At 65.3% G+C, this 26,106-nt stretch carries 24 protein-coding genes and 1 pseudogene; 15 read left to right on the forward strand and 10 right to left on the reverse strand.

Annotation, left to right across the window (positions count from 1 at the left end):
• Positions 1-207: 207 nt before the first annotated feature.
• The 5 genes from ABIA45_RS30945 to ABIA45_RS30965 are packed head-to-tail and all read left to right on the forward strand — an operon-like array spanning position 208 to position 5,827.
• A complete protein-coding gene (locus ABIA45_RS30945; protein ID WP_271546149.1) occupies positions 208-1,998 on the forward strand; it encodes a peptide ABC transporter substrate-binding protein in 1,791 nt (596 codons plus the stop codon).
• A 26-nt stretch (positions 1,999-2,024) separates the two neighbouring features.
• Complete coding sequence (locus ABIA45_RS30950; RefSeq protein WP_025033623.1) at positions 2,025-2,984, forward strand: ABC transporter permease; 960 nt, start codon at positions 2,025-2,027, stop codon at positions 2,982-2,984.
• Positions 2,950-3,867, forward strand: coding sequence for an ABC transporter permease (locus ABIA45_RS30955; RefSeq protein ID WP_035996800.1), 918 nt, complete (start codon positions 2,950-2,952; stop codon positions 3,865-3,867). The genes ABIA45_RS30950 and ABIA45_RS30955 overlap by 35 nt, the downstream gene beginning before the upstream one ends.
• Entirely contained in the window at positions 3,867-4,862 is a 996-nt protein-coding gene (locus tag ABIA45_RS30960; protein ID WP_036040321.1) for an ABC transporter ATP-binding protein, read from the forward strand. Before ABIA45_RS30955 ends, ABIA45_RS30960 begins: the two co-directional genes overlap by 1 nt.
• Positions 4,859-5,827, forward strand: a complete 969-nt coding sequence (locus tag ABIA45_RS30965; protein WP_035996776.1) for an ABC transporter ATP-binding protein — start codon at positions 4,859-4,861, stop codon at positions 5,825-5,827. The genes ABIA45_RS30960 and ABIA45_RS30965 overlap by 4 nt, the downstream gene beginning before the upstream one ends.
• Positions 5,828-5,856: 29 nt before the next feature.
• On the opposite strand, the gene ABIA45_RS30970 is transcribed toward ABIA45_RS30965, so the two are convergent.
• Positions 5,857-7,761 carry a diguanylate cyclase domain-containing protein gene (locus ABIA45_RS30970; RefSeq protein ID WP_404545509.1) on the reverse strand — a complete coding sequence of 635 codons (1,905 nt, stop codon included), beginning with the start codon at positions 7,759-7,761 and terminating at the stop codon, positions 5,857-5,859.
• A gap of 152 nt (positions 7,762-7,913) precedes the next feature.
• Positions 7,914-8,135, reverse strand: coding sequence for a dodecin (locus ABIA45_RS30975; protein WP_036020706.1), 222 nt, complete (start codon positions 8,133-8,135; stop codon positions 7,914-7,916).
• Positions 8,136-8,313: 178 nt separating this feature from the next.
• Here ABIA45_RS30975 and ABIA45_RS30980 point away from each other — a divergent pair, with 178 nt between their 5' ends.
• Positions 8,314-9,195: a DMT family transporter gene (locus ABIA45_RS30980; protein ID WP_404545511.1), complete on the forward strand. Its 882-nt coding sequence runs from the start codon at positions 8,314-8,316 to the stop codon at positions 9,193-9,195.
• Between the two features lie 20 nt (positions 9,196-9,215).
• Here the strand turns inward: ABIA45_RS30980 and ABIA45_RS30985 are convergent, their stop codons facing one another.
• The 6 genes and pseudogenes from ABIA45_RS30985 to ABIA45_RS31010 form a co-directional block, all read right to left on the reverse strand.
• Positions 9,216-9,773 carry an HNH endonuclease gene (locus ABIA45_RS30985; protein WP_057028390.1) on the reverse strand — a complete coding sequence of 186 codons (558 nt, stop codon included), beginning with the start codon at positions 9,771-9,773 and terminating at the stop codon, positions 9,216-9,218.
• Between the two features lie 200 nt (positions 9,774-9,973).
• Complete coding sequence (locus tag ABIA45_RS30990) at positions 9,974-10,951, reverse strand: peptidyl-alpha-hydroxyglycine alpha-amidating lyase family protein (RefSeq protein ID WP_404654695.1); 978 nt, start codon at positions 10,949-10,951, stop codon at positions 9,974-9,976.
• A gap of 127 nt (positions 10,952-11,078) precedes the next feature.
• A complete protein-coding gene (locus tag ABIA45_RS30995) occupies positions 11,079-12,839 on the reverse strand; it encodes an NAD(P)/FAD-dependent oxidoreductase (RefSeq protein ID WP_404654696.1) in 1,761 nt (586 codons plus the stop codon).
• Positions 12,840-12,999: 160 nt separating this feature from the next.
• A pseudogene (locus tag ABIA45_RS31000) lies at positions 13,000-14,527 on the reverse strand (acyl-CoA synthetase).
• A 22-nt stretch (positions 14,528-14,549) separates the two neighbouring features.
• On the reverse strand, positions 14,550-15,731 hold the full coding sequence (locus ABIA45_RS31005) for an ABC transporter substrate-binding protein (protein ID WP_157286816.1): 1,182 nt from the start codon (positions 15,729-15,731) through the stop codon (positions 14,550-14,552).
• A 34-nt stretch (positions 15,732-15,765) separates the two neighbouring features.
• The gene (locus ABIA45_RS31010; protein WP_404655778.1) at positions 15,766-16,740 is read right to left on the reverse strand and encodes an NAD(P)H-dependent flavin oxidoreductase; all 975 of its coding nucleotides are present in this window, start codon (positions 16,738-16,740) and stop codon (positions 15,766-15,768) included.
• A 179-nt stretch (positions 16,741-16,919) separates the two neighbouring features.
• Between ABIA45_RS31010 and ABIA45_RS31015 the strand changes: the two genes are divergently transcribed.
• A complete protein-coding gene (locus ABIA45_RS31015; RefSeq protein ID WP_035996816.1) occupies positions 16,920-17,807 on the forward strand; it encodes a LysR family transcriptional regulator in 888 nt (295 codons plus the stop codon).
• On the opposite strand, the gene ABIA45_RS31020 is transcribed toward ABIA45_RS31015, so the two are convergent.
• Complete coding sequence (locus tag ABIA45_RS31020; RefSeq protein ID WP_157286851.1) at positions 17,804-18,457, reverse strand: DNA-3-methyladenine glycosylase; 654 nt, start codon at positions 18,455-18,457, stop codon at positions 17,804-17,806. The genes ABIA45_RS31015 and ABIA45_RS31020 overlap by 4 nt on opposite strands.
• Before the next feature lie 185 nt (positions 18,458-18,642).
• On the opposite strand from ABIA45_RS31020, the gene gluQRS reads away from it, so the two are divergent.
• Complete coding sequence (gene gluQRS / locus ABIA45_RS31025; protein ID WP_404545517.1) at positions 18,643-19,515, forward strand: tRNA glutamyl-Q(34) synthetase GluQRS; 873 nt, start codon at positions 18,643-18,645, stop codon at positions 19,513-19,515.
• A 101-nt stretch (positions 19,516-19,616) separates the two neighbouring features.
• Positions 19,617-20,870, forward strand: a complete 1,254-nt coding sequence (locus ABIA45_RS31030; RefSeq protein WP_404654697.1) for an ATP-binding protein — start codon at positions 19,617-19,619, stop codon at positions 20,868-20,870.
• On the opposite strand, the gene ABIA45_RS31035 is transcribed toward ABIA45_RS31030, so the two are convergent.
• Positions 20,797-21,690 carry a YihY/virulence factor BrkB family protein gene (locus ABIA45_RS31035; protein WP_271546128.1) on the reverse strand — a complete coding sequence of 298 codons (894 nt, stop codon included), beginning with the start codon at positions 21,688-21,690 and terminating at the stop codon, positions 20,797-20,799. The two genes, ABIA45_RS31030 and ABIA45_RS31035, sit on opposite strands and share 74 nt — an antisense overlap.
• A gap of 314 nt (positions 21,691-22,004) precedes the next feature.
• Here ABIA45_RS31035 and ABIA45_RS31040 point away from each other — a divergent pair, with 314 nt between their 5' ends.
• The 6 genes from ABIA45_RS31040 (at position 22,005) to ABIA45_RS31065 (ending at position 26,071) form a co-directional block, all read left to right on the forward strand.
• Positions 22,005-22,199, forward strand: coding sequence for a twin transmembrane helix small protein (locus tag ABIA45_RS31040; protein WP_028178512.1), 195 nt, complete (start codon positions 22,005-22,007; stop codon positions 22,197-22,199).
• A 2-nt stretch (positions 22,200-22,201) separates the two neighbouring features.
• The gene (locus tag ABIA45_RS31045) at positions 22,202-22,774 is read left to right on the forward strand and encodes a cob(I)yrinic acid a,c-diamide adenosyltransferase (protein WP_404654698.1); all 573 of its coding nucleotides are present in this window, start codon (positions 22,202-22,204) and stop codon (positions 22,772-22,774) included.
• A 126-nt stretch (positions 22,775-22,900) separates the two neighbouring features.
• Positions 22,901-23,650: an electron transfer flavoprotein subunit beta/FixA family protein gene (locus tag ABIA45_RS31050; protein WP_271546125.1), complete on the forward strand. Its 750-nt coding sequence runs from the start codon at positions 22,901-22,903 to the stop codon at positions 23,648-23,650.
• Positions 23,650-24,594 carry an electron transfer flavoprotein subunit alpha/FixB family protein gene (locus tag ABIA45_RS31055; protein WP_036020748.1) on the forward strand — a complete coding sequence of 315 codons (945 nt, stop codon included), beginning with the start codon at positions 23,650-23,652 and terminating at the stop codon, positions 24,592-24,594. The genes ABIA45_RS31050 and ABIA45_RS31055 overlap by 1 nt, the downstream gene beginning before the upstream one ends.
• Before the next feature lie 196 nt (positions 24,595-24,790).
• Entirely contained in the window at positions 24,791-25,672 is an 882-nt protein-coding gene (locus tag ABIA45_RS31060; RefSeq protein WP_036020751.1) for a 3-hydroxybutyryl-CoA dehydrogenase, read from the forward strand.
• Positions 25,673-25,876: 204 nt separating this feature from the next.
• Positions 25,877-26,071 carry a hypothetical protein gene (locus ABIA45_RS31065; RefSeq protein WP_008543352.1) on the forward strand — a complete coding sequence of 65 codons (195 nt, stop codon included), beginning with the start codon at positions 25,877-25,879 and terminating at the stop codon, positions 26,069-26,071.
• Positions 26,072-26,106 lie beyond the last annotated feature (35 nt).

Here is a 26,106-nt window from a genome sequence, read left to right on the forward strand (position 1 = left end):
AGCGCGCAATCCAGCAGATTTTGATGCTGGATTGCCGAACGGATGGGCTGCGGAGCGCAATTTTGCCCAACGGACAGCCAATAGACCGTTTGCATACACACGGTCCCAGTTGACGTGCACCCCATTCGGTGTGCCATCTACCGCCAGCCAAACCGGCGGTCGCGAGCGGCCGCCTGCATCCATGTCGGAACCAGACGGGGGACAACCATGCTGGACAAAGAGCTGCGTTCGATGATCGGTCAGGTGAAGGACGGGCGGATGGACCGCCGCGCCTTCGTCAAGCGCCTCGCCGCGGTCGGTCTCACCGCTCCCCTCGCCAACCAGCTCCTCGCGCTCGGCGGCGTTGCCATGGCGCAGAGCCCCGCGGTCTACAAGCCGACCAAGCGCGGGGGCGGCGGCCCTCTCAAGGTGCTGTGGTGGCAGGGGCCGACGCTTCTCAATCCGCATTTCGCCACCGGCACCAAGGACCAGGACGGATCGCGGCTTTTCTACGAACCGCTCGCCAGCTGGGACGCCGACGGCAATCTCAACCCCATCCTCGCTGCAGAGATTCCTTCGCTTGCAAACGGCGGTCTCGCGGCCGATGCCAAATCAGTGGTCTGGAAAATCAAGCCGGGAGTCAAATGGCACGATGGCAAGCCGCTGACTGCCGACGACTTCGTGTTCACCTGGCAGTACGCCAGCGATCCCGCCACGGCTGCCGTCAGCATCAGCACCTATGGTGAAATCACGGTCGAGAAGGTCAGCGATCTTTCGATTCGCATCCTGTTCAAGACCCCGACGCCGTTCTGGGCCAACGCGTTCGTCGGCGCTTATGGATGCGTTCTCCCCAAGCATCTGTTTGCCGACTACAAAGGCTCGAAGTCCCGCGAGGCGCCGAACAATCTGGCCCCGGTGGGCACCGGTCCCTACAAGTTCGTCGAGTTCAAGCCGGGCGATGTGGTCCGCGGCGAGCTCAATCCAGACTATCACATGCCCAACCGTCCGCATTTCGACACGATCGAGATGAAGGGCGGCGGCGATGCCGTCTCGGCGGCGCGCGCGGTGATCCAGACCGGCGAATTCGATTTCGCCTGGAACATGCAGGTCGAAGACGACGTGCTGCTGCGTCTGGAGAAGGGCGGCAAGGGCAAGACCGTCTATGCCACCGGCGGCGACATCGAGTTCATCGCGATCAATTTCACCGATCCGAATGTCGAGATCGACGGCGAACGCTCCTCGATGAAGACCAAGCACCCGATCTTCTCCGATCCGAACGTGCGCAAGGCGCTCGCCCTACTCGTCGACCGCGACTCCGTCAAGAAGGCGATCTATGGTCGGGCCGGCCGCACCACGGCCAACTACCTCAACGGCCCCGAGAAGTTCGTCTCCAAGAACACCTCGTGGGAGTTCAACATCGAGAAGGCGTCGAAGATGCTCGATGACGCCGGCTGGAAGGTCGGCGCCGACGGCATCCGCGAGAAGGACGGCAAGAAATTCAAGCTTCTGTATCAGACCTCGACCAACGGTCCGCGCCAGAAGACCCAGGCCATCGTCAAGCAGGCCTGCCAGAAGGCCGGCATCGACGTGGAGCTGAAATCGGTCGTCGCCTCGGTCTTCTTCTCGTCTGACGTCGCCAACCCGGACACCTATCCGAAGTTCTATGCCGACATCGAGGAGTTCCAGATCCCGATGACGCAGCCCGATCCGGCCCTGCACATGCGGCGCTACATCTCCGCCAATGTGGCCACCAAGGAGAACAAATGGCAGGGGCAGAACTTCCCGCGCTACGTCAACAAGGAGTATGATGACGCCATTGCTGCGGCTGAGACCGAGACCGATCCAGTCAAGCGCGCCGCGCTCTACATCAAGTGCAACGACCTGTTGTGGCAGGACACCGTGTTCATTCCGGTGATGCATCGCCTGCTGGTGGATGCCTGCTCCAACACGTTGCGGCCGGCGCTCTCGGGCTGGGCCAATCGGACCGATAACCTCCAGGACTGGTACCGGGAGGCATGAGCGCAGGCTAGACGGGATTCTTCCCTATGAGTCAGTATGTCCTGCGTCGCCTCCTGATTGCCGTTCCGAGCCTGCTGGCGATTTCGCTGGTGCTGTTCGTCGTGCTTGCACTCGCGCCCGGCGATCCGTTCTCCGAACTGGCCACCAATCCGAACGTGCCGCCCGAAGTTCAGGCGGCACTCCGGGCCAAGTTCGGTCTCGACGATCCGATCTACCTCCGCTACCTGCACTGGCTCAACGCCATGCTGCACGGCGACTGGGGCTTCTCCTTCGTCAGCCGGATGAACGTCGACACGCTGATCCTCCAGCGCCTGCCCGCCACGCTCTACGTGATCGGCTCGGCGCAGATCCTGGCGCTGCTGATCGCGATCCCGGTCGGCGTCTATGCCGCGACCAGGCCGTATTCGCTGTTCGACCAGATCGCGAATACGCTCGCCTTCGTCGGCTTCTCGCTGCCGACCTTCTTCACCGGCATCCTGTTCATTCTGATCTTCTCGGTCACGCTGGACTGGCTGCCTTTCGTCTACACCACCGACATCAAGGCCACCGGCATCCGCTGGGTGCTGGAGATGATCCGTCAGGCGATCATGCCGGTGGCGGTGCTCGGCCTGTTCCAGGCGGCATCGATGACGCGCTTCGTGCGCTCGGCGATGCTCGACGTCATCCGGCTCGATTACGTCACCACGGCGCGGGCCAAGGGCCTCGGCCAGACCACGGTGATCATCAAGCACGTGATGCGCAACGCCATGATCCCCGTGGTCACGCTGATCGCGTTGCAGATGCCCGCGGTGTTCGGCGGCGCCATCGTCACCGAGCAGATCTTCCGCATTCCCGGCATCGGCTCGCTGCTGATCTCCTCCATCCTTTCCAACGACACGCCGGTGGTGATGGCCGTCACCTTCGTCTTCGCGTGCCTCGTGGTGCTGTTCAATCTCATCGCGGACGTGCTTTATGGCTGGCTTGACCCTCGCATCTCCCTCCGCTGAGCGGCGCGCCTATTCGCCCTGGCGCGAAGCATGGCGGCGTTACAGCCGCCACCGGCTCGCGGTGGTCAGCGCTGTCCTGCTCCTCATCCTGGTGCTCGCCGTCGTGCTTGGGCCGTTCGTGTGGCGTGTGAAGATCAACGAGATCGACATCGTCGCGGGCCTGCAGGGTCCGTCGCTCGCCCATCCCTTCGGCACCGACGATCTCGGCCAGGACATTCTGGCGCGCATGATCTATGGCGGCCGCATCTCGCTCGCGGTCGGGCTCGCCGCGATGCTGGTCGCTGTCATCATCGGCACAGTGATCGGCGCGCTCGCCGGTATGTCGCGCGGCGCGCTCGGACACGGATTGATGTGGCTCACCGACCTGTTCCTGTCACTGCCGCAGCTGCCGCTGCTGCTGCTGCTGATCTATCTGTTCCGCGACGGGCTGAAGCAGGTGTTCGGGCCCGAAGGCGGCATCTTCATCTTGATCGTGCTCGTGATCGGAGGTCTGCGCTGGATGCCGGTGGCGCGGCTGGTGCGTGCCCAGTTCTTGTCGCTCCGCGAAAAGGAGTTCGTCGAAGCCGCCCGTGCGCTCGGTGCCAGTCCGGTGCGGCAGGTGGTGCGGCACATCCTGCCCAATGCGGTCGGCCCGGTGATCATCGCCGGCACCATCGACGTCGCCGCCGCGATCATCGCGGAATCGACGCTGTCCTTCCTCGGCCTCGGCTTCCCGCCGGATACCCCGACCTGGGGCCGGCTGCTGTTTGACGCCAAGGATTTTCTCGACATCGGCCCGCACTGGGCGTTGTTTCCGGGCGGCGCGATCTTCGTTGCGGTGGTGGCCATCAACTTCATCGGCGACGGTCTGCGCGACGCGCTCGATGCGCGACGGGTGATCTGATGGCGCCGCTGCTCGAGATCAAGGGCCTGAAAACCCACTTCTCCACGGACGACGGCATCCTCCAGGCCGTCGACGGTGTCGACATCTCCATCAACAAGGGCGAGACGCTCTGCGTCGTCGGCGAATCCGGCTGCGGCAAGACCGTGACCGCGATGTCGATCCTGAAGCTGATCGCGATGCCGCCGGGCCGGATCGCGGCGGGCCAGATCATCTTCGAGGGGCGCGATCTGGTGCCGCTGACCAGCAACCAGCTCGACGAGATCAGGGCGAAGGAGATCGGCTTCATCTTCCAGGAGCCGATGACCTCGCTCAATCCGGTGCTCACCATCGGCGAGCAGATCGCAGAGAGCCTGCGGCGGCACGAAGCGGTGACCAGGAAGCAGGCGCTCGAGCGCACCATCGAGATGCTGAAACTGGTGCAGATCCCGAACGCCGAAGGCCGCGTGCACAATTATCCGCATCAGTTTTCCGGCGGCATGCGCCAGCGCGTGATGATCGCGATGGCGCTCGCCTGCAAGCCGAAGCTGATCATCGCCGACGAGCCCACCACCGCGCTCGACGTCACCATCCAGGCGCAGATCCTCGACCTATTGCAGGACATGAAGGACCGCTTCGGCATGGCGGTGATGCTGATCACCCATGCCATGGGCGTCGTCGCCGAGACAGCGCAGCGCGTCGTCGTGATGTATGCCGGCAAGGTGGTGGAGGAGGCGCCCGTCGACGATCTCTTCGGCGATCCCCGTCATCCCTATACGCAAGGCCTGATCCGCTCGATCCCGCGCATCGATCTCGACAGCGAGCACAAGACGCGGCTCGAGGCGATCGGCGGCTCTGTGCCGATCCTGATCAACCCGCCGGTCGGCTGCCGCTTCGCGCCGCGCTGCAAGTTCGCCATGAATGTCTGCACCGAGAAGGAGCCGCTGCTGCGCGAGATCGCGCCCGGTCACCGCATGGCCTGTCATCTCGGAGATACCAGCGTGGGAGCCGCGTCATGAGCGAGCCCTTGCTCCGCGTCAGCGGCTTGAAGAAACATTTCCCGGTGCTCGGCGGCCTCTTGTCGCGCCAGGTCGGCACGGTCTACGCGGTCGACGGCGTGTCGTTCTCGGTCAACCGCGGCGAGACGCTCGGCCTGGTCGGCGAATCCGGTTGCGGCAAGTCGACGACCGGGCGCTGCGTGCTGCGCCTGATCGAGCCGACTGACGGCGAGGTCACCTTCGACGGCCAGGACGTGCGCAAGCTCGGCGGCAACGATCTGCGCGCGATGCGGCGGAACATGCAGCTGGTGTTCCAGGATCCGTTCGCCTCGCTCAATCCGCGCATGACGGTCGGGGCCATTCTCGGCGAAGCCTTTACCATCCACAATCTCGCCTCCTCCTCGAAAGAGCGCGAGGAGCGCGTTGCGGGGCTTCTGGTCAAGGTCGGGCTCAAGGCCGAGCACATGCGACGCTATCCGCATGAATTCTCCGGCGGCCAGCGCCAGCGCATCGTGATCGCGCGCGCGCTCGCGGTCGAGCCGAAGCTGATCGTCTGCGACGAGCCGGTCTCCGCGCTCGACGTGTCGATCCAGGCCCAGGTCATCAACCTGCTGGAGGACCTTCAGGCCGAGCTGAACCTGACCTATCTGTTCGTCGCGCACGACCTCTCGGTGGTCGAGCACATCTCCGACCGCGTCGCGGTGATGTATCTCGGCCGCATCGTCGAGCTCGCGAAAGCCAGCGACCTCTACCGCAACCCGCAGCATCCCTACACCAGGGCGCTGCTGTCGGCGGTGCCGGTGCCAGATCCAAAACTCAAGCGCGAGCGCATCCGCCTCAAGGGCGACGTGCCGAGCCCGATGAAGCCGCCCTCCGGCTGTCACTTCCACACCCGCTGCCCGATCGCCCAGCCACGCTGCGCGGAAAGCGCGCCGCCGCTGAAGGAGGGCGCGGGCGGCCATTTCGTGGCGTGCCATCTGGCGTAGTGCTATGAATCCGTAGACGGCCGATCAGCTCACGCGCTTTTCGCGGGCCATGCTATCACCTGGCCCGACATCACCAGCCGGTCTCGGCCGCTCTCCTTGGCGACGTAGAGCGCCCGGTCGGCGGCGGCAACCAGCGTGCTAGACTCCATCGCGGTCTGGGACGGAAGAGCCGCGGCGCCGCCGATGCTCGCAGTCACCAGCCGCGAAGGCGGATTTTGCGCGTGCAGCATGGCGAGATCGAGCAGCGCCTGGCGAATCGCTTCGCCGACCTCGGCGCAGCCTTCAGGACCGGTGTTCGGCAGCAGCACGGCGAATTCCTCGCCGCCATAGCGCGCCGCGAGGTCGGCCGGACGCCTGGCCTGGGCGGATAAAATCCGGGCCAGCGCGCGCAGGCAGGCGTCGCCCGCCAGATGCCCATAGAGGTCGTTGAATTTCTTGAAATGATCGACATCGATCAGTAGTAGCGAGAGCTGAGTTCCGTCGCGCCGAGCCCGCGCCCATTCGTCGGCAAGGTGGTCGTCGAAGGCGCGACGGTTGGCGAGGCCGGTGAGACCGTCAGTGGTTGCCAGCGAGGCGAGCCTGTCCTGAAGATCCTTCTGCTCGGTCATGTCGCGCACGACCGCGACGACGCCGTCGATCACGCCGCTGTCGGACGCCACGGTCACGTGCAGCGCGGCCTCGGCCCAGATCTCGCCTTTGTCGCGATGACGCTGCCGATAGACGAACCGCGCTTCCTCCGCCTCGCCATTCTTCAGCGCGGCGATGGCCTGCTCAACTCGTTCCATGTCGTCGGCGTGAATGCCGGCCAGGGCCGAGGTGCCCATCAGTTCTTCGGCCGACCAGCCGGTGATGCGCGCGCAGGAGGGAGAGACGTAGAGCAACCGGTTATCCAGCCCGATGCGGGTCACCATGTCGCTGGATTGCTCGGCCAGCAGGCGGAAATTGGCTTCCTTGGCGACCAGGGCCTGTGCCGTGCGCTGCCGCTGCATCAGCTGACGGACGAGATAGTAGCCGATCACCGCGATCAAGAGGACGAGTCCGAGGACGAAGCTCATGCGTGCTGCCGCCGCGCGCCGCCAGGGGGCGAGCACGTCATCCTGCGACTTGCTCGCCAGCACCATCAGCGGATAGCGGCTGCTGCGCTGGTAATAGCTCAGCCGCTCCACGCCATCGAGCGGCGATTTGAAATAATAGACCGCCGCGGCGGGGCGGCTCTTCCAACTCCTGAACAAGGGCGCATCGGACAGGTCGCGTCCGACGAAGGCACCGGTCTCGTCGCCGCTGCGCGCCAGCATGATGCCGTTGTCGTTTAGCAGAGATGCCGAACCGTTCGGTCCGATATCGAACCGCTCGTAGAACTTGACGAAATAGCTGACGTCGATCGTGAGCAGGGCAACGCCGGCGAAGCCGCCGTCGGAATCGTTGATCCGGCGGGAAGCCGTGATGATCCACTGGCCGCCGGAGCGGCTCTTGACGGGCCGCCCGATCAGCGTGCCCCTCTCCGGAGAATCGCGATGGCGTTGGAAATATTCGCGGTCGCTGTTGTTGAGCTTGGAGAAGTCGAGCCGCTCCGTCGTGGCCAGCCAGCGGCCGGTCGCATCATAGATGAAGATGCCGCGGATGCGCTCCGATGATTTGCGGGTCGGCAGATAGGCCTGGAGTTTCGTAATCGTGTCCGCACCCGTCCCGTCGATTTCGAGCCGGTGGACCAGCCCGACAAGTATCGTATCGGCAAGCTCGAACGTGTCGTCCGCATGCTGAATCAGCGAATGAGCAACGTTGGCGACGTCGATCTCGGCGTTCCTCAGATCGGCGTTGCGCGCCTCCCATTCGCGCCAGGCGCTCAGGCCAAGGATGGCAACGCAAATCAGCACGACGAATCCGGCCGCCCAGAGCGGAAGACGCGTCTTGCCGAGTTCGCGGCTCGTGACCATCAGGCGTGCTCCAAATCGGAGCAAACCTCTCACTTTCGCCTTAACGGCCTGTTGCAATATCCGCGATGATTGTGCGGGGTCCGTACTCGACCGGGGAACCGTCGATATCTTGGTTCATTCGCGTCAGCGGACGTTAACCACGCTCCAGGGCCTCATCCTTCCAACGTGAAGCCGACGCGCAGCGTCACCTGAAAATGACGCACGGCGCCGTTCTCGACATGGCCGCGCGTTTGCACGACCTCGAACCATCTTATTTCGCGAACGGTCTTGGAGGCGCGGCTGATAGCGTTCTTGATCGCATCCTCGATCGAGGTCTCGGATGATCCGACGAGGTCCAGGATCTTGTAGACGTGATCGTGCTCGGCTGTGGGCATGGCCTTCCCTCATTTGGTATATTGCCATCCGAAACATGCGTATGGCGGAACGTGCGCAGGCGAGCGTGCCTGGCCCACGGTCTGAACGGTCGTGGAAGCTTCGGGTTCCGTGCTCCGCGATGGCCCGCATGCACCAGGCGAGGTGGAGCGGCCGGCGCCGGCCTGCTAAGCGCTGGGTATGGACACGGCGCGACGCGACAGGACGATCGGCTCTCTCTGCCTGTGCGTAACGGCGTTCGGCTGGGCGTTGAACTGGCCGCTGATGAAGCTGCTGCTGCAGCAATGGCCGCCTTTGTTCGCGCGCGGCCTTGCGGGTGTTTGGGCCTCGCTCATTCTCGGCACCCTGGTGCTGATCCGGAAGGAATCCTTCGCCGTCCCGCGCGAGGCGGTGCCGCGCCTCTTGTTTGCGACCTTCACCAACGTCTTGGCCTGGATGGGTCTCGGCACGGTCGCGATGAAATATGTGAGCGTGAGCGAGGGCGCGCTGCTCGCCTACACAATGCCGATCTGGGCGATGCTGTTCGCCTGGCCGGTGCTGCACACGCGGCCGGCGCGACGGGATGTTCTCGGGCTTGTCCTCGGCATCGCCGGCGTCACGCTGCTCCTGAGCGGCAACGGTCTTGCGTTCAGCACCGACAAGCTGGTCGGCATTGCGCTCGCACTGCTCTGCGCCATCCTGTTCGCGCTCGGTAACGTGCTGAACCGCAAGCCGCTTCCGATGCCGCCGCTGGTCGTCGTCGCCTGGCAGGTCGGGCTCGGCTGCGCCACGATGCTGGTCCTCGGCGTGCTGTTCGAGCGCCCCGACGTCACCGCCATCACTCCGCTGGGGCTCGGCTGCTTCGTCTACATGACGCTGGTGCCGATGGGCCTCTGCTACGTCACCTGGTTCGAGACGCTGCGCCGTCTGCCGCCGACCACGGCTTCGACCGGCATGCTGATCGTGCCCGTGATCGGCGTCGTCTCCGCGGCGATCATTCTCGGCGAGCCGCTCGGCTATCGCGAATGGACGGCGATGGCGCTCACGCTCGGCGGCGTGACGCTGGCGTTGCAGCGGGGGTAGCAGAGCGCGCTGGTTCGCCCCTACGGATCCAGCTCCGTATCCCAGTACAGATAGTCCAGCCAGCTGTCGTGCAGATAGTTCGGCGGAAACAGCCGGCCGTTGCGGTGGAGTTGGTGCACGGTCGGTGCGAACGCCGTCTGGCGCGGAAACATTTTGGACTGCGCCGGGGTGAGGTTGCCCTTCCGCAAATTACACGGCGAGCACGCCGCGACCACGTTCTCCCAGGTGGTCTGGCCGCCTTTGCTGCGCGGGATGATGTGATCGAAGGTGAGGTCTTCGGGCGAGCCGCAATATTGGCAGGCGAAACGATCGCGCAGGAAGACGTTGAAGCGGGTGAATGCTGGGTGGGTGGTCGGCTTGACGAAGGATTTGAGTGAAACGACGCTGGGCAGCTGCATTTCCAGCGTGGGACTTCGAACCGCCTGATCGTAATGTGCGACGATGTTGACGCGGTCGAGGAACACCGCCTTGATCGCGTCTTGCCACGACCACAACGACAGTGGGTAGTAACTCAGCGGCCGGAAGTCCGCATTCAGCACCAACACCGGCCAACTGCCTTGCGAGACATGTGCGTTCAAGTAACGCTCCCGGCCTCCAATATACGCTGCGAAGCAGCATGTAGTGACATACTACATGCAGCGTGACGGGATTGTGAAGCCCGTTGAGCGACTTATTCAAGCGCGAGCAATGCGGCGGCGGGGTGGCAAACGTGCTCAAAAAGCCGCGATCCATGGGGCGCGCGGAACCGCCCCAGCATGGGCTGCCGTTGCCATGGCAGCTACTCCCGTACCCGCTCCAGCTTCTGCAGGCAGCGCGTCGCGCGCACCGCGGCCGGCATCTCCTCGTCCGGAAAGCTGGTCGTCCAATTGGTGACGCCGACCTCGCCGACATAGATGTCACCCCTCGAGTCCAGTGCGAGCCCATGCGGCGCGAGGAATTTGCCGCTGGCAACGCCCGGGCCCTCCTCGCCGCCAAGCCGTGCGATGCGTTTGCCCTGTGCATCGACGATCGACAGCCGCGGGCCGAGATTGGGCACATTGCGGTTGATGGCAAGGCCGGGGCCGAGCTCGCCGATGACGAAGGTCGGGCTCTTGGCCCCGCCGCAGCAGCACAGCGCGCACGGCCGGTGCAGATTGTTCCACTGCGTCTCGTATTTGCCCTCGCCGTCGAACACCTGGACGCGGTGGTTCTCGCGATCGGCGACATAGACCCAGCCGTCGGGATCGGTGGCGATATTGTGCACGATATTGAACTGGCCGGGATCGGTGCCCGGCTCGCCCCAGCTCTTGATCAGCTTGCCGTCGGGCGTGAATTTGTGCACGCGCGCATTGCCATAGCCGTCGGAGACGTAGATCTCGCCCTTCGGCGACAGCGCGGTATGGGTGCAGCGGTGGAACGGCTCGCCGCTCATGAACGGCGCCGGCTTTGCGGGAATGCCGATCGTCAGCAGCACCTTGCCGTCGGTGGTGCATTTGCGCACGGTATGGTCGCCGTCGTCGGTGCAATAGAGATTGTCGTCGGCGTCGATATGCAGGCCGTGCGCGCGCGAGAATAGGCCCTCGCCAAAACTGCGCAGGAAATTGCCCTCGCGGTCCAGCACCACCATCGGGTGGGCGCCGCGGTTGAAGACGTAGACGCGGTCCTTGCTGTCGACCGCGACCGAGGCGACGTCGGTGAGTTGCCAGGCGTCCGGCAATCTCGCGAAGTTGTCGACGACGCGGTAGCGGTGCTCGCCGGTGCCGAGAATGGCTGGCATTGATCTCTCCTCTTGTCATTCCGGGGCACGGGGAGCGTGAGCCCGGAATCCATCGGGCCGCGGGTTCCGGAGTTTCCATGGATTCCGGGTTCGCGCTGACGCGCGCGCCCCGGAATGACGGCTGTAGCTATATTCGTGCCAAAATCCCTTCCTCGATCGCCTTGATCTGCAGCGCCAGATATTTCGAGTTGATCCGGCATTGCGCCAGGCTCCCCGCAATGAACCAGAGGCCGGGCTGCTTGGTGCGCGCATACATGTTGCGCAGCTCGAAGCCGTCGCCAAAACCCCAGATCGGGCCGACGCGGTCGGCGATGCCGTCGCCGAACAGCTTGCGCACCAGATACTCCTGCGGCTTGTAGCCGGTCGAGAGCACGATCAGGTCGGCGGCGATGATTGAGCCGTCCTTCATCCGCGCGCCCTCGGCGTTGAAGCTTTCGATGTCGGAAATCTGCCTGAGCTTGATCTTGCCCTCGACGATCAGGTTGGAGCAGCCGACGTTGAAATAATAGCCGCCGCCACGGGTGAGGTATTTGAACTGCCAGCCGGTGCCGGCCTCGCCGAAATCGAGCTTGAAGCCGACGCGCGAGAGGCCGTCGAGCAGCTCCTTGTCGAGCTGCTTCGACTGCTCGGTCAGCATCACATGCGTCTTCTTCGCCAGAGGCGTCGGCATCGAGGCCGCGATCAGATCGTTGTCCTCGAGCGTGCCCTCGTTGTAGATTGCATAGGCCAGCTGCGCCGACGGCTCGATATTGGTGACCAGCGTCGGCGAACGTTGCACCAGCGTCACCTCGGCCCCGCTGGAATGGAGGTCCTGCGCGATGTCGTGACCGCTGTTGCCGGTGCCGATGACGATGGCGCGCTTGCCTGTCCAGTTCTCGCCATCCTCGTATCGGCTGGAATGAACCACCGTTCCTCTGAAATTGTCGAGCGTCGGAATGTCAGGCATGTTGGCGATGCCGCTGACACCGGTCGCCATCACCACGTGACGCGGATGCATGGTCCGCTTGCTGCCGTCGGCGCGCCGCAGCGTGACCGTCCAGTGGCGCTTGGCCTCATCATAGGCACCGCCCTCGAACTCGGTGCCGGTCCAGAAGTTCAGCTCCATCGCATCGACGTAAGCCTCGAACCAGTTGGCGAGCTTGTCCTTGGGGATATAGGTCGGCCAGTTCGGCGGAAACGGCATGTAGGGCAGGTGATTGACCTGCACCTGGTTGTGCAGGGTCAGCGCGTGATAGCGCTTGCGCCAATTGTCGCCGATCCGCGCCTCGCGGTCGACGATCAGCGTGTCGACCTTCAGCTGCTTCAGACGCGCGGCAATGGCGAGCCCGGCCTGGCCGCCGCCGACGACCAGCACGGCAGGGTCGCGCTCGGCATAGGCGCGCGCGGCGTTGCGCTGGTCGAGCCAGTTCGGCCCGCGGAAGTCACGCGAATAGGCCTGGCCGCGCGGCCGCGAAGTGCCGAGCTGTTCCTCGAAGCCTTTCAATTCGTCGAGCGCGGTGAGCAGCGTCCAGGCTTTCAGGCTGTCGTCAGGGCCGTCGGGAATGAGCCGGACGATGCCGCTGCCGCGGCCGAGCGCGGTCTCAAAATTGAAGATCGCTTCGATGTTGTTGGTGCCGGCCCGCGTCACCCAGCGCGGCGGCGCCCGGTTCGGTGCGATCTTGAAATTGGTCGGCGTTGCCTTGGGCGCCAGCGCGGCCAGCGCTTGCGCAATCGTCTCGCGCCCGGCGATTGTCTGCAGGTTCCAGCTCACCGCCAGCACGTCGCGCCAGAAGCCGTCGGCGACGAAGAGCGGGCCCAGCGTCGCGGGATCAGGTCTGCTTAAGGTGCGCTCGAAGTCGTCGAGCCAGGCCTGTGCGGCAATGGAAATATCCTGCGTCCGGTCCAGCATGCGCGACCTCATGGCCGTCTTCGCGGCGTTTCCTCAGAGATCGAACGCTATACGGTTTCGCCGCCCGCCAAAAGCCGCGGACCCGAGCGAGGCCGGCATGCGGCCCTGCCCGGACGGAATATGGCCCGGAATTCCACGCGCGCGGACGCCGGAGAACGGCTTAAGTGCCGCCCGGCCTCCGGTCTGCCCAATAGGGATCGCGCAGCTTGCGCTTGAAGATCTTTCCGGTTGCCTCGCGGGGCAGCGCATCCAGGAACTTGACCTCCTTCGGCACCTTGAAGTTGGCCAGACGCTCGCGCAGATAAGCCTGCACCGCGGCGGCCGAGAGTTGCTCGGCCCTGTCGGGCTCGATGCAGGCGCACAGCCGCTCGCCATATTCCGCGTCCGGGATGCCGAACACGGCGCAATCGCGCACGCCGGGCATCGCGATCAACACGTTCTCGATCTCGGCGGGATAGATGTTGACGCCGCCCGAGATCACCATGTCGCGCTTGCGGTCGCACAGGAACAGATAGCCGTCCTCATCGAGATAGCCGACGTCGCCGACGCTGACGAGACCGTCGCGCCCGGCCTCGGCGCGCGCCTGCGCCTTGCCGTGATAGTCGAAATCGGGCACCGCGGTCTGGCGCATGTAGATCTCGCCGACCTCACCAGCATCGCAGAGGCTGCCGTCGTCGCGAAAGATCTTGACGATGCCGCCTTCGATGGGCGCGGCCGACAGTGCCGGGCTTCTTCAGCGCCTCTTCGGCCGAGTGCCAGACCGGGATGCCGGTCTCGGTCGAGCCGAAATATTCGTTGATGACCGGTCCCCACCACTCGATCATGGCCCGCTTCACCTCGGGCGGGCAGGGCGCCGCGCCGTGCACGACGAAGCGCAGCGACGACAGGTCGTAACGCTGCCTGACCGCTTCGGGCAGGCGCAGCAGACGGACGAACATAGTCGGCACCATGTGGATATGCGTCACACGGTGGCGCTCGATCAGCGCCAGCAGCTCCTCGGCGTCGAAGCGCGGCTGAAGCACGATGGTGCAGCCGTTGCGGAACGCCATCATGCCGTAGGAATGCGGCGCCGAGTGGTACATGGGACCGTTGATCAGCACGACCTGGTCCTCGCGCGGTTTGATGCCGTAGGCGATCGCGCCGACCCGCTCGGAGGCGGCGGCCTGTTCCGGCTGCATCGGCATACGCCGCACGCCCTTCGGCATGCCTGTCGTGCCAGAGGTGTAGATCATCGCCGCGGCCCGGCGCGGCGGCTCCTGCATTTCGGTGTGGCCGTCGCGCCAGCGGTCCCAGTCGGTGAGGCCAGCCGGGATCTCGGTCAGCTCCTGGGGAATGGCGAAGGTCGCCGCCAGCTCGGGCGGCGTCGCGACCACGAGCAGGCGGACATCCTCCGGAGTGCCGCCGCGGATTTGCGGCAGCAGGTCGGCGTGGCAGATCAGGATCTTCGCGCCGCTGTCGGTCAGGATGTAGCGGACCTCCTCGGCCTTCAGGTGCCAGTTGATCGGCACCACGGGGCTGCCCAGTGCGGCCGAGGCCGCGACCACCTCGAACAAGGCGAAGTCGTTGCGCAGCATCATGGCGACCGGTGCGCCTTCGGCAAGGCCGAGGGCGCGCAGCCCGCTCGCCGCGCGCCTGATGCGCGCCTGGATCTCGTCATGGCCGATCCGGCGTTCGCCGCTGATGATCATGGTCATTCCCATTCCGTTGGAGTCAGCGATCGTCCAGCACGTCGCCGAAGCCGACCCAGCTCTTGCCGTTGAAGCGCCGCAGCTGCAGCTGCTGGAACGGCAGATAGTCGTCGGCTGCGGTGCTGACGGATATGCCGGGCAGCAGCAGCGGCAGCTTCACCTCTTTCAGCGAGGCGGACTGGCGCATGATGTTGTCGCGGCTGAAATCGTCCTTGCATGCCTTCAGCACCGTCATCAGCAGCGTCGCGTAATGGTAGCCGGCCGCATAGTTGGAGTTGGAGAGGTCCGCATTCGGCATGTACTGCTTCATGAAGGCGAAATACTCCTTCACGCCGGGATCGCTGGCCCATTGCGGGTCCATCGTGTCCTTCTGGTTGCTCGACGAGATCAGGCCGACGGCGTTCTCGAGCCCGGCAGGCTCCAGGAACGAGATCGACGAGGCCGAGGTCGGCACGAAGAACAGCTCGGGCTTCCAGCCGAGCTCGGCGACGCCCTTGATCATCTGCGAGGTGAACTTGCCGAGCACGACGCCGAACAGCACGTCGGCGCCAGATGCCTTCAGGGTCGAGAGCTGCGAGCTGATCGTCGGCGCGCTGGTCTCGTAGGTCGCCTCCGCAACGATCATGCCGGCGGCCTTGTCCCCGAGCGCGCGCTTGAAGCCGGCGACATAGTCGCGGCCGAAATCGTCGTTCTGGGACAGGATGGCGATCTTGGCGCCCGGCTTGGTGCGCAGCACGTGCTTGGCATAGACCACGCCTTCGGATTCATAGGCGGCCATGCCGGGCATGGTCCATGGATATTTCTGCGGATCGGCCCATTTGGTCGCGCCGGAAAGCACGAACAGCTGCGGCACCTTCTTGCCGTTGAGGTAGCGATGCACGGCGCTATTGGTGGCGGTGCCGAGCGAGCCGAACAGCATCAGCACTTCGTCCTGCTCCACCAGCTTGCGGGTCTGCTCAACCGTCTTCGGCGGCGAGTAGGCATCGTCCAGCGTGATGAACTTGACCTTGCGGCCGTTGATGCCGCCTTCGGCATTGATCTTCTCGAAGAACGCCTCCTGCGTCCGGCCGATCGCACCGAAGCCGGAGGCCGGGCCGCTATAGGGCAGGGTCTGTCCGATCCGTATCTCCGTGCCTTCGGCGTGAGCGCTGTCCGTGGCGAGTGCCAGCAGGGACAGACCGATCAGTGCGGCTGCCAGCTTCATGATATCCTCCCGTTTGTCTTGTCAGTTGGAGACGTCAGGCGCAGACGCGCATTAGGAAATCCTGCCTCGCCTGATCGAATTCACGCTTCATGCGGTCGACGAGCTCCGCAACGGGCGGGGCATCAGTAATCTGGCCGATGCCCTGGCCCGATCCCCAGATGTCGCGCCACGCCTTGGACTTCATGTTGCCGCCGGAGCCGAAATTCATCTTCGATTTGTCGGCGGCGGGGAGGTTGTCCGGATCGAGGCCGGCGGCAGCGATCGACGGCCCCAGGTAATTCCCGTGCACGCCGGTGAACAGGTTGGTGTAGACGATGTCGTGCGCGGCGTGCTGCGTCAGCGCAGATTTATAGGCCTCATCGGCGTTGGCTTCCTGCGTCGCGATGAAGCGCGTGCCCATATAGGCGAGGTCGGCGCCCAGCGTCAGCGCCGAAGCGATGCCATAGCCGTCGCTGATCGCGCCCGACAGCAGGACGGCGCCGTCAAACCATTGCTTGACCTCGCGCACCAGCGCAAAGGGCGACAGCGTGCCGGCGTGCCCGCCCGCACCGGCGCAGACCAGGATCAGGCCGTCGACGCCCTGCTCGGCGGCCTTGCGCGCGTGCTTGACGTTGATGACGTCGTGGAACACCAGCCCGCCATAGGAATGCGCGGCCTCGACGATCTCCGCCGGCGGCCGCAGCGAGGTGATGATGATCGGCGCCTTGTGCTTGACGCAGGTCTCCATGTCCTTCATCAGCCGGTCGTTCGAGGCATGGCAGATCTGGTTGACGGCGTAGGGCGCGACCTTCTTGCCGGGATTGCGCGATTTGTACTCGCCGAGCTCGTCCTCGATCCGGCTCAGCCATTCGCCGAGCTTCTCGACCGGGCGGGCATTGAGCGCGGGAAAGGAGCCGACGACGCCCGCCTTGCACTGAGCGATCACCAGTTCCGGGCCGGAGACGATGAACAGCGGCGAGCCGACCACGGGCAGCTCGAGCGAATCCTTCAAGAGATTGGGTAGTGCCATCATGTCCTCCCGAAACGCAGCCCCGCCCACGGGCGGATGACGAGGCGTTTCCGTATTGATTGTCGCGCGGGCGGATGGGCCGCCCGGGCCGCGGATTTGATCCCATTATAAGGTTGGACGACGCGGCCCGGCCGTTCAATAATGAACGGACGATCATTCAGGTATGAACAGGGCTGCCGATGGATTGGGACCTTTGCAAGACCTTCGTCGCGGTCGCCGATACCGGCAGCTTCACCGCCGCCGCCCGCCGCCTGCACACCAGCCATCCCACTGTCAGCCGCAAGATCGCGGCGCTGGAAGCCCAGCTCGGCACCAGATTGGTGGCGCGCGCCGCCGACGGCCTGGCGCTGACCGCGGATGGACGGACCTTGCGCGAGCACGCCGAGGCCATGGCGGCCGCAGCGCTGCGGGCCGAGACCGCAGTGGCGGCGGGTGGACACAAGGCGCGCGGCATCGTCAAGCTGTCGATCGGCGCGACGCTGGCCTCGCACTGGCTGATGCCGCGCTTGCCAGCCTTCCTGCGCGCGCACGATCATATCCAGCTCGAGATCATCACCCATCCCTTTCCGGCGAGCGTGCGCCGGCGTGAGGCGGACGTGGTGCTGCGGCCCTTCGATACCGGGGAGGAGAACCTGGTCGGCCGCAAGATCGGCCGTCTCGGCACCGGCTTCTATGCCTCGCGCGATTATGCCGCCGGGCGGTCCTTGCCGGAACGGCGCGGCGATTGGAAGGAGCACAGCGTCATCGGCTTCGCCGACCAGACGTCCAATGCGCAGCTTGCGCGCTGGAGCGACGTCGTCACGCGGCAGGCAAGGGTGGCGATGCGCTGCTCGTCCCAGGGGGACATGCTGGCGGCGGTCCGCGCCGGCATCGGAATCTCCGCGCTGTCGTGCTTCGTCGCCGAAGCCTACTCCGATCTCGTGCGCGTCGCTCCGCAGAAGCTCGCCAGCGTGGCGGATCTCTGGCTGTTGGCCCACCCCGACCTCGTCGAGCTGCCGGCGGTGCGCGCCGTGATCGAATTCGTCGCCGAATGCGCCCGGACCGACCGCGCGCGGCTACGGGGTTAGCCCGCTCCCGCGAGCACGCCCTCGCGCTTCTTCACCGCGCGGTAATAGCTCCACCACAGATGCGCCGCCGCACCGCGCAGCGGACGCCAGGGCTCGGCGATCGGCGCCATCTGCTTCTCCGTCGGCCGCGCCTTGAGGCCGAGGCCGATACGGATGCCTTCCTGCACGGCGAGGTCGCCGGCCGGCCAGGCATCGCCGTGGCCGAGGCAGAACAACAGGTAGAGGTCGGCCGTCCAGGGGCCGATGCCGGGCAGCGCGATCAGGGTGTGATGCGCGGCGTCGGCATCCTCCTCGGCGAGCACGTCGAGATTCAGCCGCTGCGCGGCGATCTCGCGGGCGAGATGCTTGAGCGTCTTGATCTTGGCGGCGGAGAGGCCGAGCCGCCCCAGCCGGTCGGCGCGGGCGCGGCGCACGGCGTCATGGTCGAGCGGATCGAATGCGGCCGACAGCCGTCCCCAGATCGCCGCGGCGCTCGCGGTGGAGAGCTGCTGTCCGCAAACGATGTGCGCGAGCCCCGTAAACCCGGGCTCGCGCCGCCGCAACGCCGGCATGCCCGCGATCTCGAGCACGGGCTTGAGCCGCGGATCGCGCTTGATCAGCGCGTGGACGGCCTCTTCGAGATCGGACTGGGTTTCGAGGTGGATGGTCATGGCGGGCGGGTTCTCTCCAGCGTCATGGCCGGGCTTGTCCCGGCCATCCACGTCTTTCTCACCGCGAGGCACTGTGTAGCATGAGCGGTGGTCGTGGTGTTTGTTCGTGACGTTGACACCATCGGTCTGTGGTACCGAAGAACGTGGATGGCCGGGACAAGCCCGGCCATGACGAGATTCATGTGATGGCACCACCCGTTTTCCGATTCGCCCCGAGCCCGAACGGCTTCCTGCATCTCGGCCACGCCTATTCCGCGCTGCTCAACTTCGATCGCGCGCGGGAGACCGGCGGCCGATTGCTGCTGCGAATCGAGGACATCGACGCGACGCGGTGCCGGCCGGAGTTCGAGACGGCGATCTACGAGGATCTCGCCTGGCTCGGGATTGCCTGGGAGACGCCGGTTCGGCGTCAATCCGAACATCTCGCCGATTATCGCGCTGCGCTGGAAAAGCTCTCTGTGCTCGGTCTTGTCTATCCCGCCTTCGAAAGCCGCGCCGAGATCGCAAGGCTGGTGGCGGCGCGCGAGGCCGCTGGCCCGTGGCCGCGCGATCCCGACGGCGCGCCGCTTTATCCGGGCGAGGCCAAATCACTTTCGGCTGACAAGCGCGCGCAGCTGATCGCCTCGGGCGTGCCCTATGCGCTGCGGCTCGACATGGCGGCCGCCTGCCGCCGCGTCGCCGGCCTGAGCTGGAACGAGCTCGGCGAGGGGCCGGATGGCGAACGCGGCGTCGTCCCGACGCGACCGGAGGCCTGGGGCGATGTCATCCTGGCCCGCAAGGAAACGCCGACCAGCTACCATCTCTCGGTGGTCGTCGACGACGCGCTCCAGGGCGCCAGCGAGATCGTGCGGGGGCAGGACCTGTTTCACGCCACCGCGGTGCACCGCCTGCTCCAGGTCCTGCTCGGCCTGCCCGAGCCGGCCTATCGCCATCACCGGTTGATTCGCGATGAGGCGGGTCGGAAGCTGTCGAAATCGGGCCGCTCGACCGGTCTGCGCGAATTGCGCGCGGCCGGCCTCACGCCTGCCGCGATCCGCGGGCTGGTGGGATTAGGTTAAGTTTCTCTGGGGGTTAGCGAAACGTCGCCGTGACTCCGGGCGTTCCTCCGTGCCATGCTTGGCCAGCGCGGGGTTCGAAGAGGGTACTTCGAAGGGGATTCATGGCGGCGAAGACGCGTCCAGTGCGCACCACCCGGACGTCCAGGCGGCGGCCGCTTCGGAAGCGGCCCAGGGCGGCCGGCCAGCTGCGCAAGCGCAGCACCAAGGCGGTTGCGCCTGATGTCGTCCAGGCGGCGCTGGCCGCGTTTGCCCATGAGGTCCGCACCCCCCTGACCGGCATTCTCGCGATCAGCGACCTGCTCGCGACCTCCGATCTCGGCGAGCGGGAGCGGCGCTGGGCCGACACTATCAAGGCCGGCGCCGAGCATCTGGCGAGCCTCGCCACGCTGTTCGTGGATGCTGCCAGAACGGGAAAGGGCGGCAGCACGCCGCGGCAGGACCTGTTCGATCTCAAGGCGCTCGCCCGTACCGCCGGCGATTCCCTGGCCGGCCGTGCCGCGGCCAAAGGTCTCCAGGCCAAGGTCGAGATCGCCGACAAGATCCCAGGGCTCGTGGTCGGTGATTCCGTCCGCCTGCGCGCCGCGCTCGAGAACCTGATCGACAACGCCGTGAAATTCACCGACCAGGGCGGTGTGGCCCTCGCCGTCGAGCCGTGCCGTCCGGCCAAAGGTAAAGCAAAGGGCAGGGTCGGCGTCGCTTTCGCCGTGTCCGACAGCGGCATCGGCCTGACCATGGCCGAGATCAAGCGGCTGTTCCGCCCGTTCACCCAGGCCAATGTCACCATTGCCGCACGCTTCGGCGGCGCCGGCTTGGGGCTCTCCTCGGTCAAGCAATTGGCGCGGGCGATGGGCGGCGATATCACCGTCGCTCCGCGCCGCGGTGGCGGCGCCACCTTCACATTGACGGTGTCGCTGGACGCGGCGGGACCGGGCAAGGTCCGCAAGGCGAAGGACGGCAGCGAGCCCGAGGCGGTGGCTGCGCTCCGCGTGCTCAGTGTCGAGGACAACCCGTTCGGCCGCGTCGTGCTCAACACCATCCTGACCGAGCTCGGCCATCATGCCGAATTCATCGGGCGCGGCGAGGACGCCGTGAACCGGCTGGAGCAGGGCGCATTCGACGCGGTGCTGATGGACATGGTGCTGCCGGGCATTGACGGCATCGAGGCCATCAGGCGGATTCGCATGCTGCCAACGCCGCTGGCTCGGATCCCGATCATCGGCGTGTCCGGCCGCGGCGAGGACGAGGCCGCCTCGCGCGAAGCCGGGGCCGACGCCTTCCTGGTTAAGCCTGTGTCTCCGAGGGCTTTAGCGACTGCGCTGCTTGAAGCGACACGCCGTGAGGAAGCCTCGACTTGATGATCGCGGCGTTCAGCTCGCCGCCGTAAACGAAGATCGCGGCGATGAAGTACAGAAACACCAGCGCGATGATCACCGAGGCGAGCCCCGCATACATGGTCACGTAGTTGTTGGCAAAGCGGGCCAGGTATTGGCCGAACACGATGCTGGAGATCAGTGACGCCACGATGGTGAAGACGATGCCGGGCAGTATCTGCAGGAAGCTGCGCCGTCCCGCCGGCAGCCAGGCGTGCAGGATGAGCAGTGCGATCACCAGCGCGCCGATGGAGATGCCGTAGCGCACCCAGGTGAGGATGCTCTCGTTCGATTCGACGAACAGGGGAATGTGGCGCCGCGCGGCCTCGATGATGAGCGGGCCGAGCACGATCAGGAACGCCATGGCGAGCGCCGTGAAGGCCGCAATGATCGTATAGGCGATTGATTCCAGCCGGAGCCAGTACCAGCTTCGCATCTCCACCACCGCATAGGCGCGGTTGAGCGCGACCCTGAGCGCCTCGACGCCGTTCGAGGCGAAATAGACCGACAGCGCCGCGCCGATGGTCAGAAGCCCGGTACGGGTGGTGGTCAGCACGTCATGCACCTCGCCCGAGATCGAATCGGCGACTTGCTTGGGCCAGACCTGGAGCATCAGGCTGGCCGCCTGGTCGGCGAGTTCCTTGGAGCCGAAGAAGCCGGCGAGCGCGGTCAGCACGATCAGGAATGGGAACAGCGCCATCAGCGTCGACAGCGCGATGTGGCTTGCGATCGCCCAGCCGTCATCGGCGAGGAACGTGTAGAACGCGTCCTCAGCGACGCAGTAGATGTAGCGGATGGCTTTCACTTGGCACCTACGCCGCTGCCCTCTCCCTCTGCACGTAGGGAGAGGCCAGGAGAACAAGCAATGGGCGCAAATCGAAAAATCATCGCGCTACCATCTGATATTCTTGGCCCAAAAGCCAGTTCGCGAAGCGCCCCGCCGTCATTCCGGGGGCGCGCCAAGCGCGAGCCCGGAATCCATCTAGCCGCGGCGCAAGTGGCCCGATGGATTCCGAGCCCGATGTGCCGGGCCTCGCTGCGCTCGGTCCCGCCGCATCGCCCTGGAATGACGAGCTGGGGAGATGGCGGACCGGCACACACGGTGTTATCTACCTTCAAATGGCATCTCTCCTGAGTACTTTCATCCTGCCGGCCGCAGCCGGCGCCGTGGCGCTGGTGCTGCTGCTCGGGCTCATCAACATGATGCGCGGCGGCTCGCCCAACACCTCGCAGAAGCTGATGCGCTGGCGCGTGCTGCTTCAGTTCGTGGCGATCATCATCGCGATGCTCGCGGTCTGGGCGATGGGACGCTGATCATGGTGGTGCTGAACCGCATCTACACGAAGACCGGTGACGATGGCACGACGGCGCTCGGAACCGGAGAGCGACGTCCGAAATACGATCTGCGCATCGAGGCCTATGGCACCGTCGACGAGACCAACGCGGCGATCGGCGTGGTCAGGCTCTACACCGCCGAGATGCACGAGCTCGACGCGATGCTCGGCCGCATCCAGAACGATCTGTTCGATCTTGGTGCCGATCTCGCGGTGCCGGAGCGGGAAGGCAAGGCCGAGCGGCTGCGGGTGGTGGCGAGCCAGGTCGAACGGCTCGAGCGCGACATCGACATGCTCAACGACAAGCTCGCGCCGCTGACCTCCTTCGTGCTTCCCGGCGGCACGCCAGCCGCGGCCCATCTGCATGTGGCGCGCACGATATGCCGCAGGGCGGAACGCGTGATCGTGGAACTGGCGGCCCAGCCAGGCGAGCCGGTCAGCGCGGCTGGCATCCAATATATGAATCGCCTGTCCGACTTTCTCTTCGTGGCCAGCCGGGTCGTGAACGGCAATGTCGCGGGCGACGTGCTCTGGGTTCCCGGCCAGAACCGCTGACCCATCGCGCTCCCGCATTTCAGAGGGCCAAAATTAGACCCGTTCGCGCGTTGACCGGGGCAGATCAGGCCTTTAGGTTCCGCGCCAGTTGATAACCCCCCTCCCAAATTGAGTGAAAGAGGATCGATGAAGGTCTTAGTGCCGGTAAAGCGGGTGGTCGATTACAACGTCAAGGTCCGCGTCAAGGGCGATGGATCGGGCGTTGAACTCGCCAACGTCAAGATGTCCATGAACCCCTTCGACGAAATCGCTGTCGAGGAAGCGCTGCGCCTGAAGGAAGCCGGCAAGGCCACCGAGGTCGTGGTGGTCTCGATTGGACCTGCGCAGGCGTCCGAGACGATCCGTACCGGTCTTGCCATGGGCGCCGATCGCGGCATCCTGGTCAAGGCGGAGGGCACGGTCGAGCCGCTGGCTGTCGCCAAGATCCTGAAGAAGGTTGCGGAAGAAGAGCAGCCCGGCCTGATCATTCTCGGCAAGCAGGCGATCGACGACGACTCCAACCAGACCGGCCAGATGCTGGCCGCGCTGCTCGGCTGGTCGCAGGCAACCTTTGCCTCCAAGCTCGAGGTCGAAGGCTCGGACTTCAAGGTCACCCGCGAAGTCGATGGCGGCCTGCAGACCGTGAAGCTGAAGGGGCCGGCGATCGTCACCACCGATCTCCGCCTCAACGAGCCGCGCTACGCCTCGCTGCCCAACATCATGAAGGCGAAGAAGAAGCCGATCGCGGAGAAGACCGTCGCCGATACCGGCGTCGACATCGCCGCGCGCCTCGAGGTTCTAAAGACGGCTGAGCCCGCGGGCCGCAAGGCCGGCGTCAAGGTCAAGGACGTCGCCGAGCTGGTGTCCAAACTCAAGAACGAAGCCGGGGTGCTCTGATGACGACGCTTCTGATTGCCGAACACGACAATGCCTCGCTCAAGGACGCCACCAACAAGGCCCTGACCGCGGCAGCCGCGCTCGGCGCGGATGTCGAAGTGCTGGTTGCCGGCCAGAACGCCAAGGCCGCGGCGGATGCCGCCGCCAAGCTCGCTGGCGTGAAGAAGGTGCTGCTCGCCGATGGCGACCTCTACGCGCACGATCTCGCCGAGCCGCTGGCTGCGCTGGTGGTGTCGCTGGCGTCCGGCTATGACGCCATCGTCGCGCCGGCGACCTCGCGCTTCAAGAACGTGATGCCCCGCATCGCCGCTCTGCTCGACGTCATGCAGGTCTCGGAGATCACCAAGGTGGTCGCGCCCGATACCTATGAGCGCCCGATCTACGCCGGCAACGCCATCCAGACGGTGAAGTCGAAGGACGCCAAGAAGGTCATCACGGTCCGCACCTCCACCTTCGCCGCAGCAGGCGAGGGCGGCAGCGCCCCGGTCGAGACCGTGGCGGCGGCGGCCGATCCGGGCCTGTCGACTTTCGTCGGCGAGGAAGTCGCCAAGAGCGATCGCCCCGAGCTGACCTCGGCCAAGATCATCGTCTCCGGTGGCCGCGCCATGCAGAGCCGCGAGAACTTCGCCAAGTACATCGAGCCGCTCGCGGACAAGCTTGGGGCCGGTGTCGGTGCCTCGCGCGCCGCGGTCGATGCTGGCTATGCGCCGAACGACTGGCAGGTCGGCCAGACCGGCAAGGTCGTGGCGCCCGAGCTCTATGTCGCGGTCGGCATTTCCGGCGCGATCCAGCATCTGGCCGGCATGAAGGACTCCAAGGTGATCGTCGCGATCAATAAGGACGAGGACGCGCCGATCTTCCAGGTCGCCGACTACGGCCTGGTCGCCGATCTCTACCAGGCGGTTCCTGAGCTGACCGCCGAACTCGGCAAGCTCGGCAAGTAAAAGGCATCGAAAACACCGGCCGGAGGTATAAACTCCGGCCGGTGTTGCGTTTCTGAGGCGTTTTCTTTGGCGTGGGGCGCGCCTTGGAGGCGATCCAATCTAGGTTTCGAGCCAAGGTTCTGATTAAATCGGACCTCCCGGCTCGAGGGGAAAAGGCAGGGCGCGCCCCCCGCGCGCCGTTCCGGTGGATGACAATATGGCGGCAGTGATCAAGAAGGTCGGCGTGATCGGCGCGGGTCAGATGGGCAATGGCATCGCGCATGTCGCGGCGCTCGCTGGCTTCGACGTGGTGCTCAACGACGTTTCAGCCGACCGCCTCAAGTCGGGCATGGCCACCATTAACGGCAATCTGGCGCGTCAGGTCTCCAAGAAGGCCGTCACCGAGGACGACAGGGCCAAGGCGATTGCGCGTATCAAGCTAGCCGAGAAGCTGGACGATCTCGCCGATTGCGACCTCGTCATCGAGACCGCGGTCGAGAAGGAAGAGGTCAAGCGCAAGATCTTCCACGAGCTCTGCGCCGTGTTGAAGCCGGAGGCGATCGTCGCCTCCGATACGTCCTCGATCTCGATCACGCGCCTCGCCGCCGCCACCGACCGCCCGGAGCGCTTCATCGGCATTCACTTCATGAATCCGGTGCCGTTGATGGAACTGGTCGAACTGATCCGCGGCATCGCCACCGACGACGCCACCTTCGAGACCGCCAAGGAATTCGTCGGCAAGCTCGGCAAGCAAGTCGCGGTCTCCGAGGATTTCCCGGCCTTCATCGTCAACCGCATCCTACTGCCGATGATCAACGAGGCGATCTACACGCTGTATGAAGGCGTCGGCAACGTCGAGGCGATCGACGCGGCGATGAAACTGGGCGCCCACCATCCCATGGGTCCGCTCGAGCTCGCCGATTTCATCGGTCTCGACACCTGCCTCTCCATCATGCAGGTGCTGCACGAGGGGCTGGCCGACTCCAAGTACCGCCCGTGCCCGCTGCTGGTGAAATACGTCGAGGCCGGCTGGCTCGGCCGCAAGACCCAGCGCGGCTTCTACGATTACCGCGGCGCCAAGCCGGTGCCGACGCGGTAAGGTGGTCTCGTGCCTCGGGCGCAGCGCGGAGCGCTGCAGAGCCGGGGCCCAGGAGCCGCGCGCTGAATGCTGGGTCCCGGCTCTGCGGTGCGTCACTTGCGTGCCGCCCCTTGTCCGGGACACGATTGCCCGTACTGCTCCATCACAGTTCATGTCGCGTTAACCTCTCGCGCCTAGGTTACGGCCGGTACGAGGGTTCGCGTAATGGACATGATGGCAATGGTCAGCACCATGCTGGCCGCACAGCAAGGCGCGCTGCAGTCGAATATTGCGGCGACGCTGACCAAGCAGAACGCGGATATGGAGAAATCCACCGTCCTGACGCTGCTCGGCGCCGGCCAGCCCTCGCTCGCCAATGTCGGCCCTGGCGTCGGCGGCAATCTCAACGTCACGGCCTAGCGCATGATCCGGAAGAGTGGGAACCGGTTTTCCGA

This window comes from Bradyrhizobium sp. USDA 336 (assembly GCF_044908355.1).
GTDB classification, from domain to species: domain Bacteria; phylum Pseudomonadota; class Alphaproteobacteria; order Rhizobiales; family Xanthobacteraceae; genus Bradyrhizobium; species Bradyrhizobium yuanmingense.

Excerpts from the sequence above, each read along its gene's own strand:
- ABIA45_RS31050 (WP_271546125.1), top strand. The coding sequence starts at position 22,901 with ATGAAGGTCTTAGTGCCGGTAAAGCGGGTGGTCGATTACAACGTCAAG.
- ABIA45_RS31040 (WP_028178512.1), top strand. The coding sequence starts at position 22,005 with ATGGCATCTCTCCTGAGTACTTTCATCCTGCCGGCCGCAGCCGGCGCC.
- ABIA45_RS30970 (WP_404545509.1), bottom strand. The coding sequence starts at position 7,761 with ATGGTCACGAGCCGCGAACTCGGCAAGACGCGTCTTCCGCTCTGGGCG.
- ABIA45_RS31065 (WP_008543352.1), top strand. The coding sequence starts at position 25,877 with ATGGACATGATGGCAATGGTCAGCACCATGCTGGCCGCACAGCAAGGC.
- ABIA45_RS31015 (WP_035996816.1), top strand. The coding sequence starts at position 16,920 with ATGGATTGGGACCTTTGCAAGACCTTCGTCGCGGTCGCCGATACCGGC.
- ABIA45_RS30995 (WP_404654696.1), bottom strand. The coding sequence starts at position 12,839 with ATGCTGGACCGGACGCAGGATATTTCCATTGCCGCACAGGCCTGGCTC.
- ABIA45_RS30965 (WP_035996776.1), top strand. The coding sequence starts at position 4,859 with ATGAGCGAGCCCTTGCTCCGCGTCAGCGGCTTGAAGAAACATTTCCCG.
- ABIA45_RS31045 (WP_404654698.1), top strand. The coding sequence starts at position 22,202 with ATGGTGGTGCTGAACCGCATCTACACGAAGACCGGTGACGATGGCACG.
- ABIA45_RS31055 (WP_036020748.1), top strand. The coding sequence starts at position 23,650 with ATGACGACGCTTCTGATTGCCGAACACGACAATGCCTCGCTCAAGGAC.
- ABIA45_RS31060 (WP_036020751.1), top strand. The coding sequence starts at position 24,791 with ATGGCGGCAGTGATCAAGAAGGTCGGCGTGATCGGCGCGGGTCAGATG.
- ABIA45_RS31030 (WP_404654697.1), top strand. The coding sequence starts at position 19,617 with ATGGCGGCGAAGACGCGTCCAGTGCGCACCACCCGGACGTCCAGGCGG.
- ABIA45_RS30980 (WP_404545511.1), top strand. The coding sequence starts at position 8,314 with ATGGACACGGCGCGACGCGACAGGACGATCGGCTCTCTCTGCCTGTGC.
- ABIA45_RS30975 (WP_036020706.1), bottom strand. The coding sequence starts at position 8,135 with ATGCCCACAGCCGAGCACGATCACGTCTACAAGATCCTGGACCTCGTC.
- ABIA45_RS31010 (WP_404655778.1), bottom strand. The coding sequence starts at position 16,740 with ATGGCACTACCCAATCTCTTGAAGGATTCGCTCGAGCTGCCCGTGGTC.
- ABIA45_RS31005 (WP_157286816.1), bottom strand. The coding sequence starts at position 15,731 with ATGAAGCTGGCAGCCGCACTGATCGGTCTGTCCCTGCTGGCACTCGCC.
- ABIA45_RS30955 (WP_035996800.1), top strand. The coding sequence starts at position 2,950 with ATGGCTGGCTTGACCCTCGCATCTCCCTCCGCTGAGCGGCGCGCCTAT.
- ABIA45_RS30960 (WP_036040321.1), top strand. The coding sequence starts at position 3,867 with ATGGCGCCGCTGCTCGAGATCAAGGGCCTGAAAACCCACTTCTCCACG.
- gluQRS (WP_404545517.1), top strand. The coding sequence starts at position 18,643 with ATGGCACCACCCGTTTTCCGATTCGCCCCGAGCCCGAACGGCTTCCTG.
- ABIA45_RS30950 (WP_025033623.1), top strand. The coding sequence starts at position 2,025 with ATGAGTCAGTATGTCCTGCGTCGCCTCCTGATTGCCGTTCCGAGCCTG.
- ABIA45_RS30990 (WP_404654695.1), bottom strand. The coding sequence starts at position 10,951 with ATGCCAGCCATTCTCGGCACCGGCGAGCACCGCTACCGCGTCGTCGAC.
- ABIA45_RS31020 (WP_157286851.1), bottom strand. The coding sequence starts at position 18,457 with ATGACCATCCACCTCGAAACCCAGTCCGATCTCGAAGAGGCCGTCCAC.
- ABIA45_RS30945 (WP_271546149.1), top strand. The coding sequence starts at position 208 with ATGCTGGACAAAGAGCTGCGTTCGATGATCGGTCAGGTGAAGGACGGG.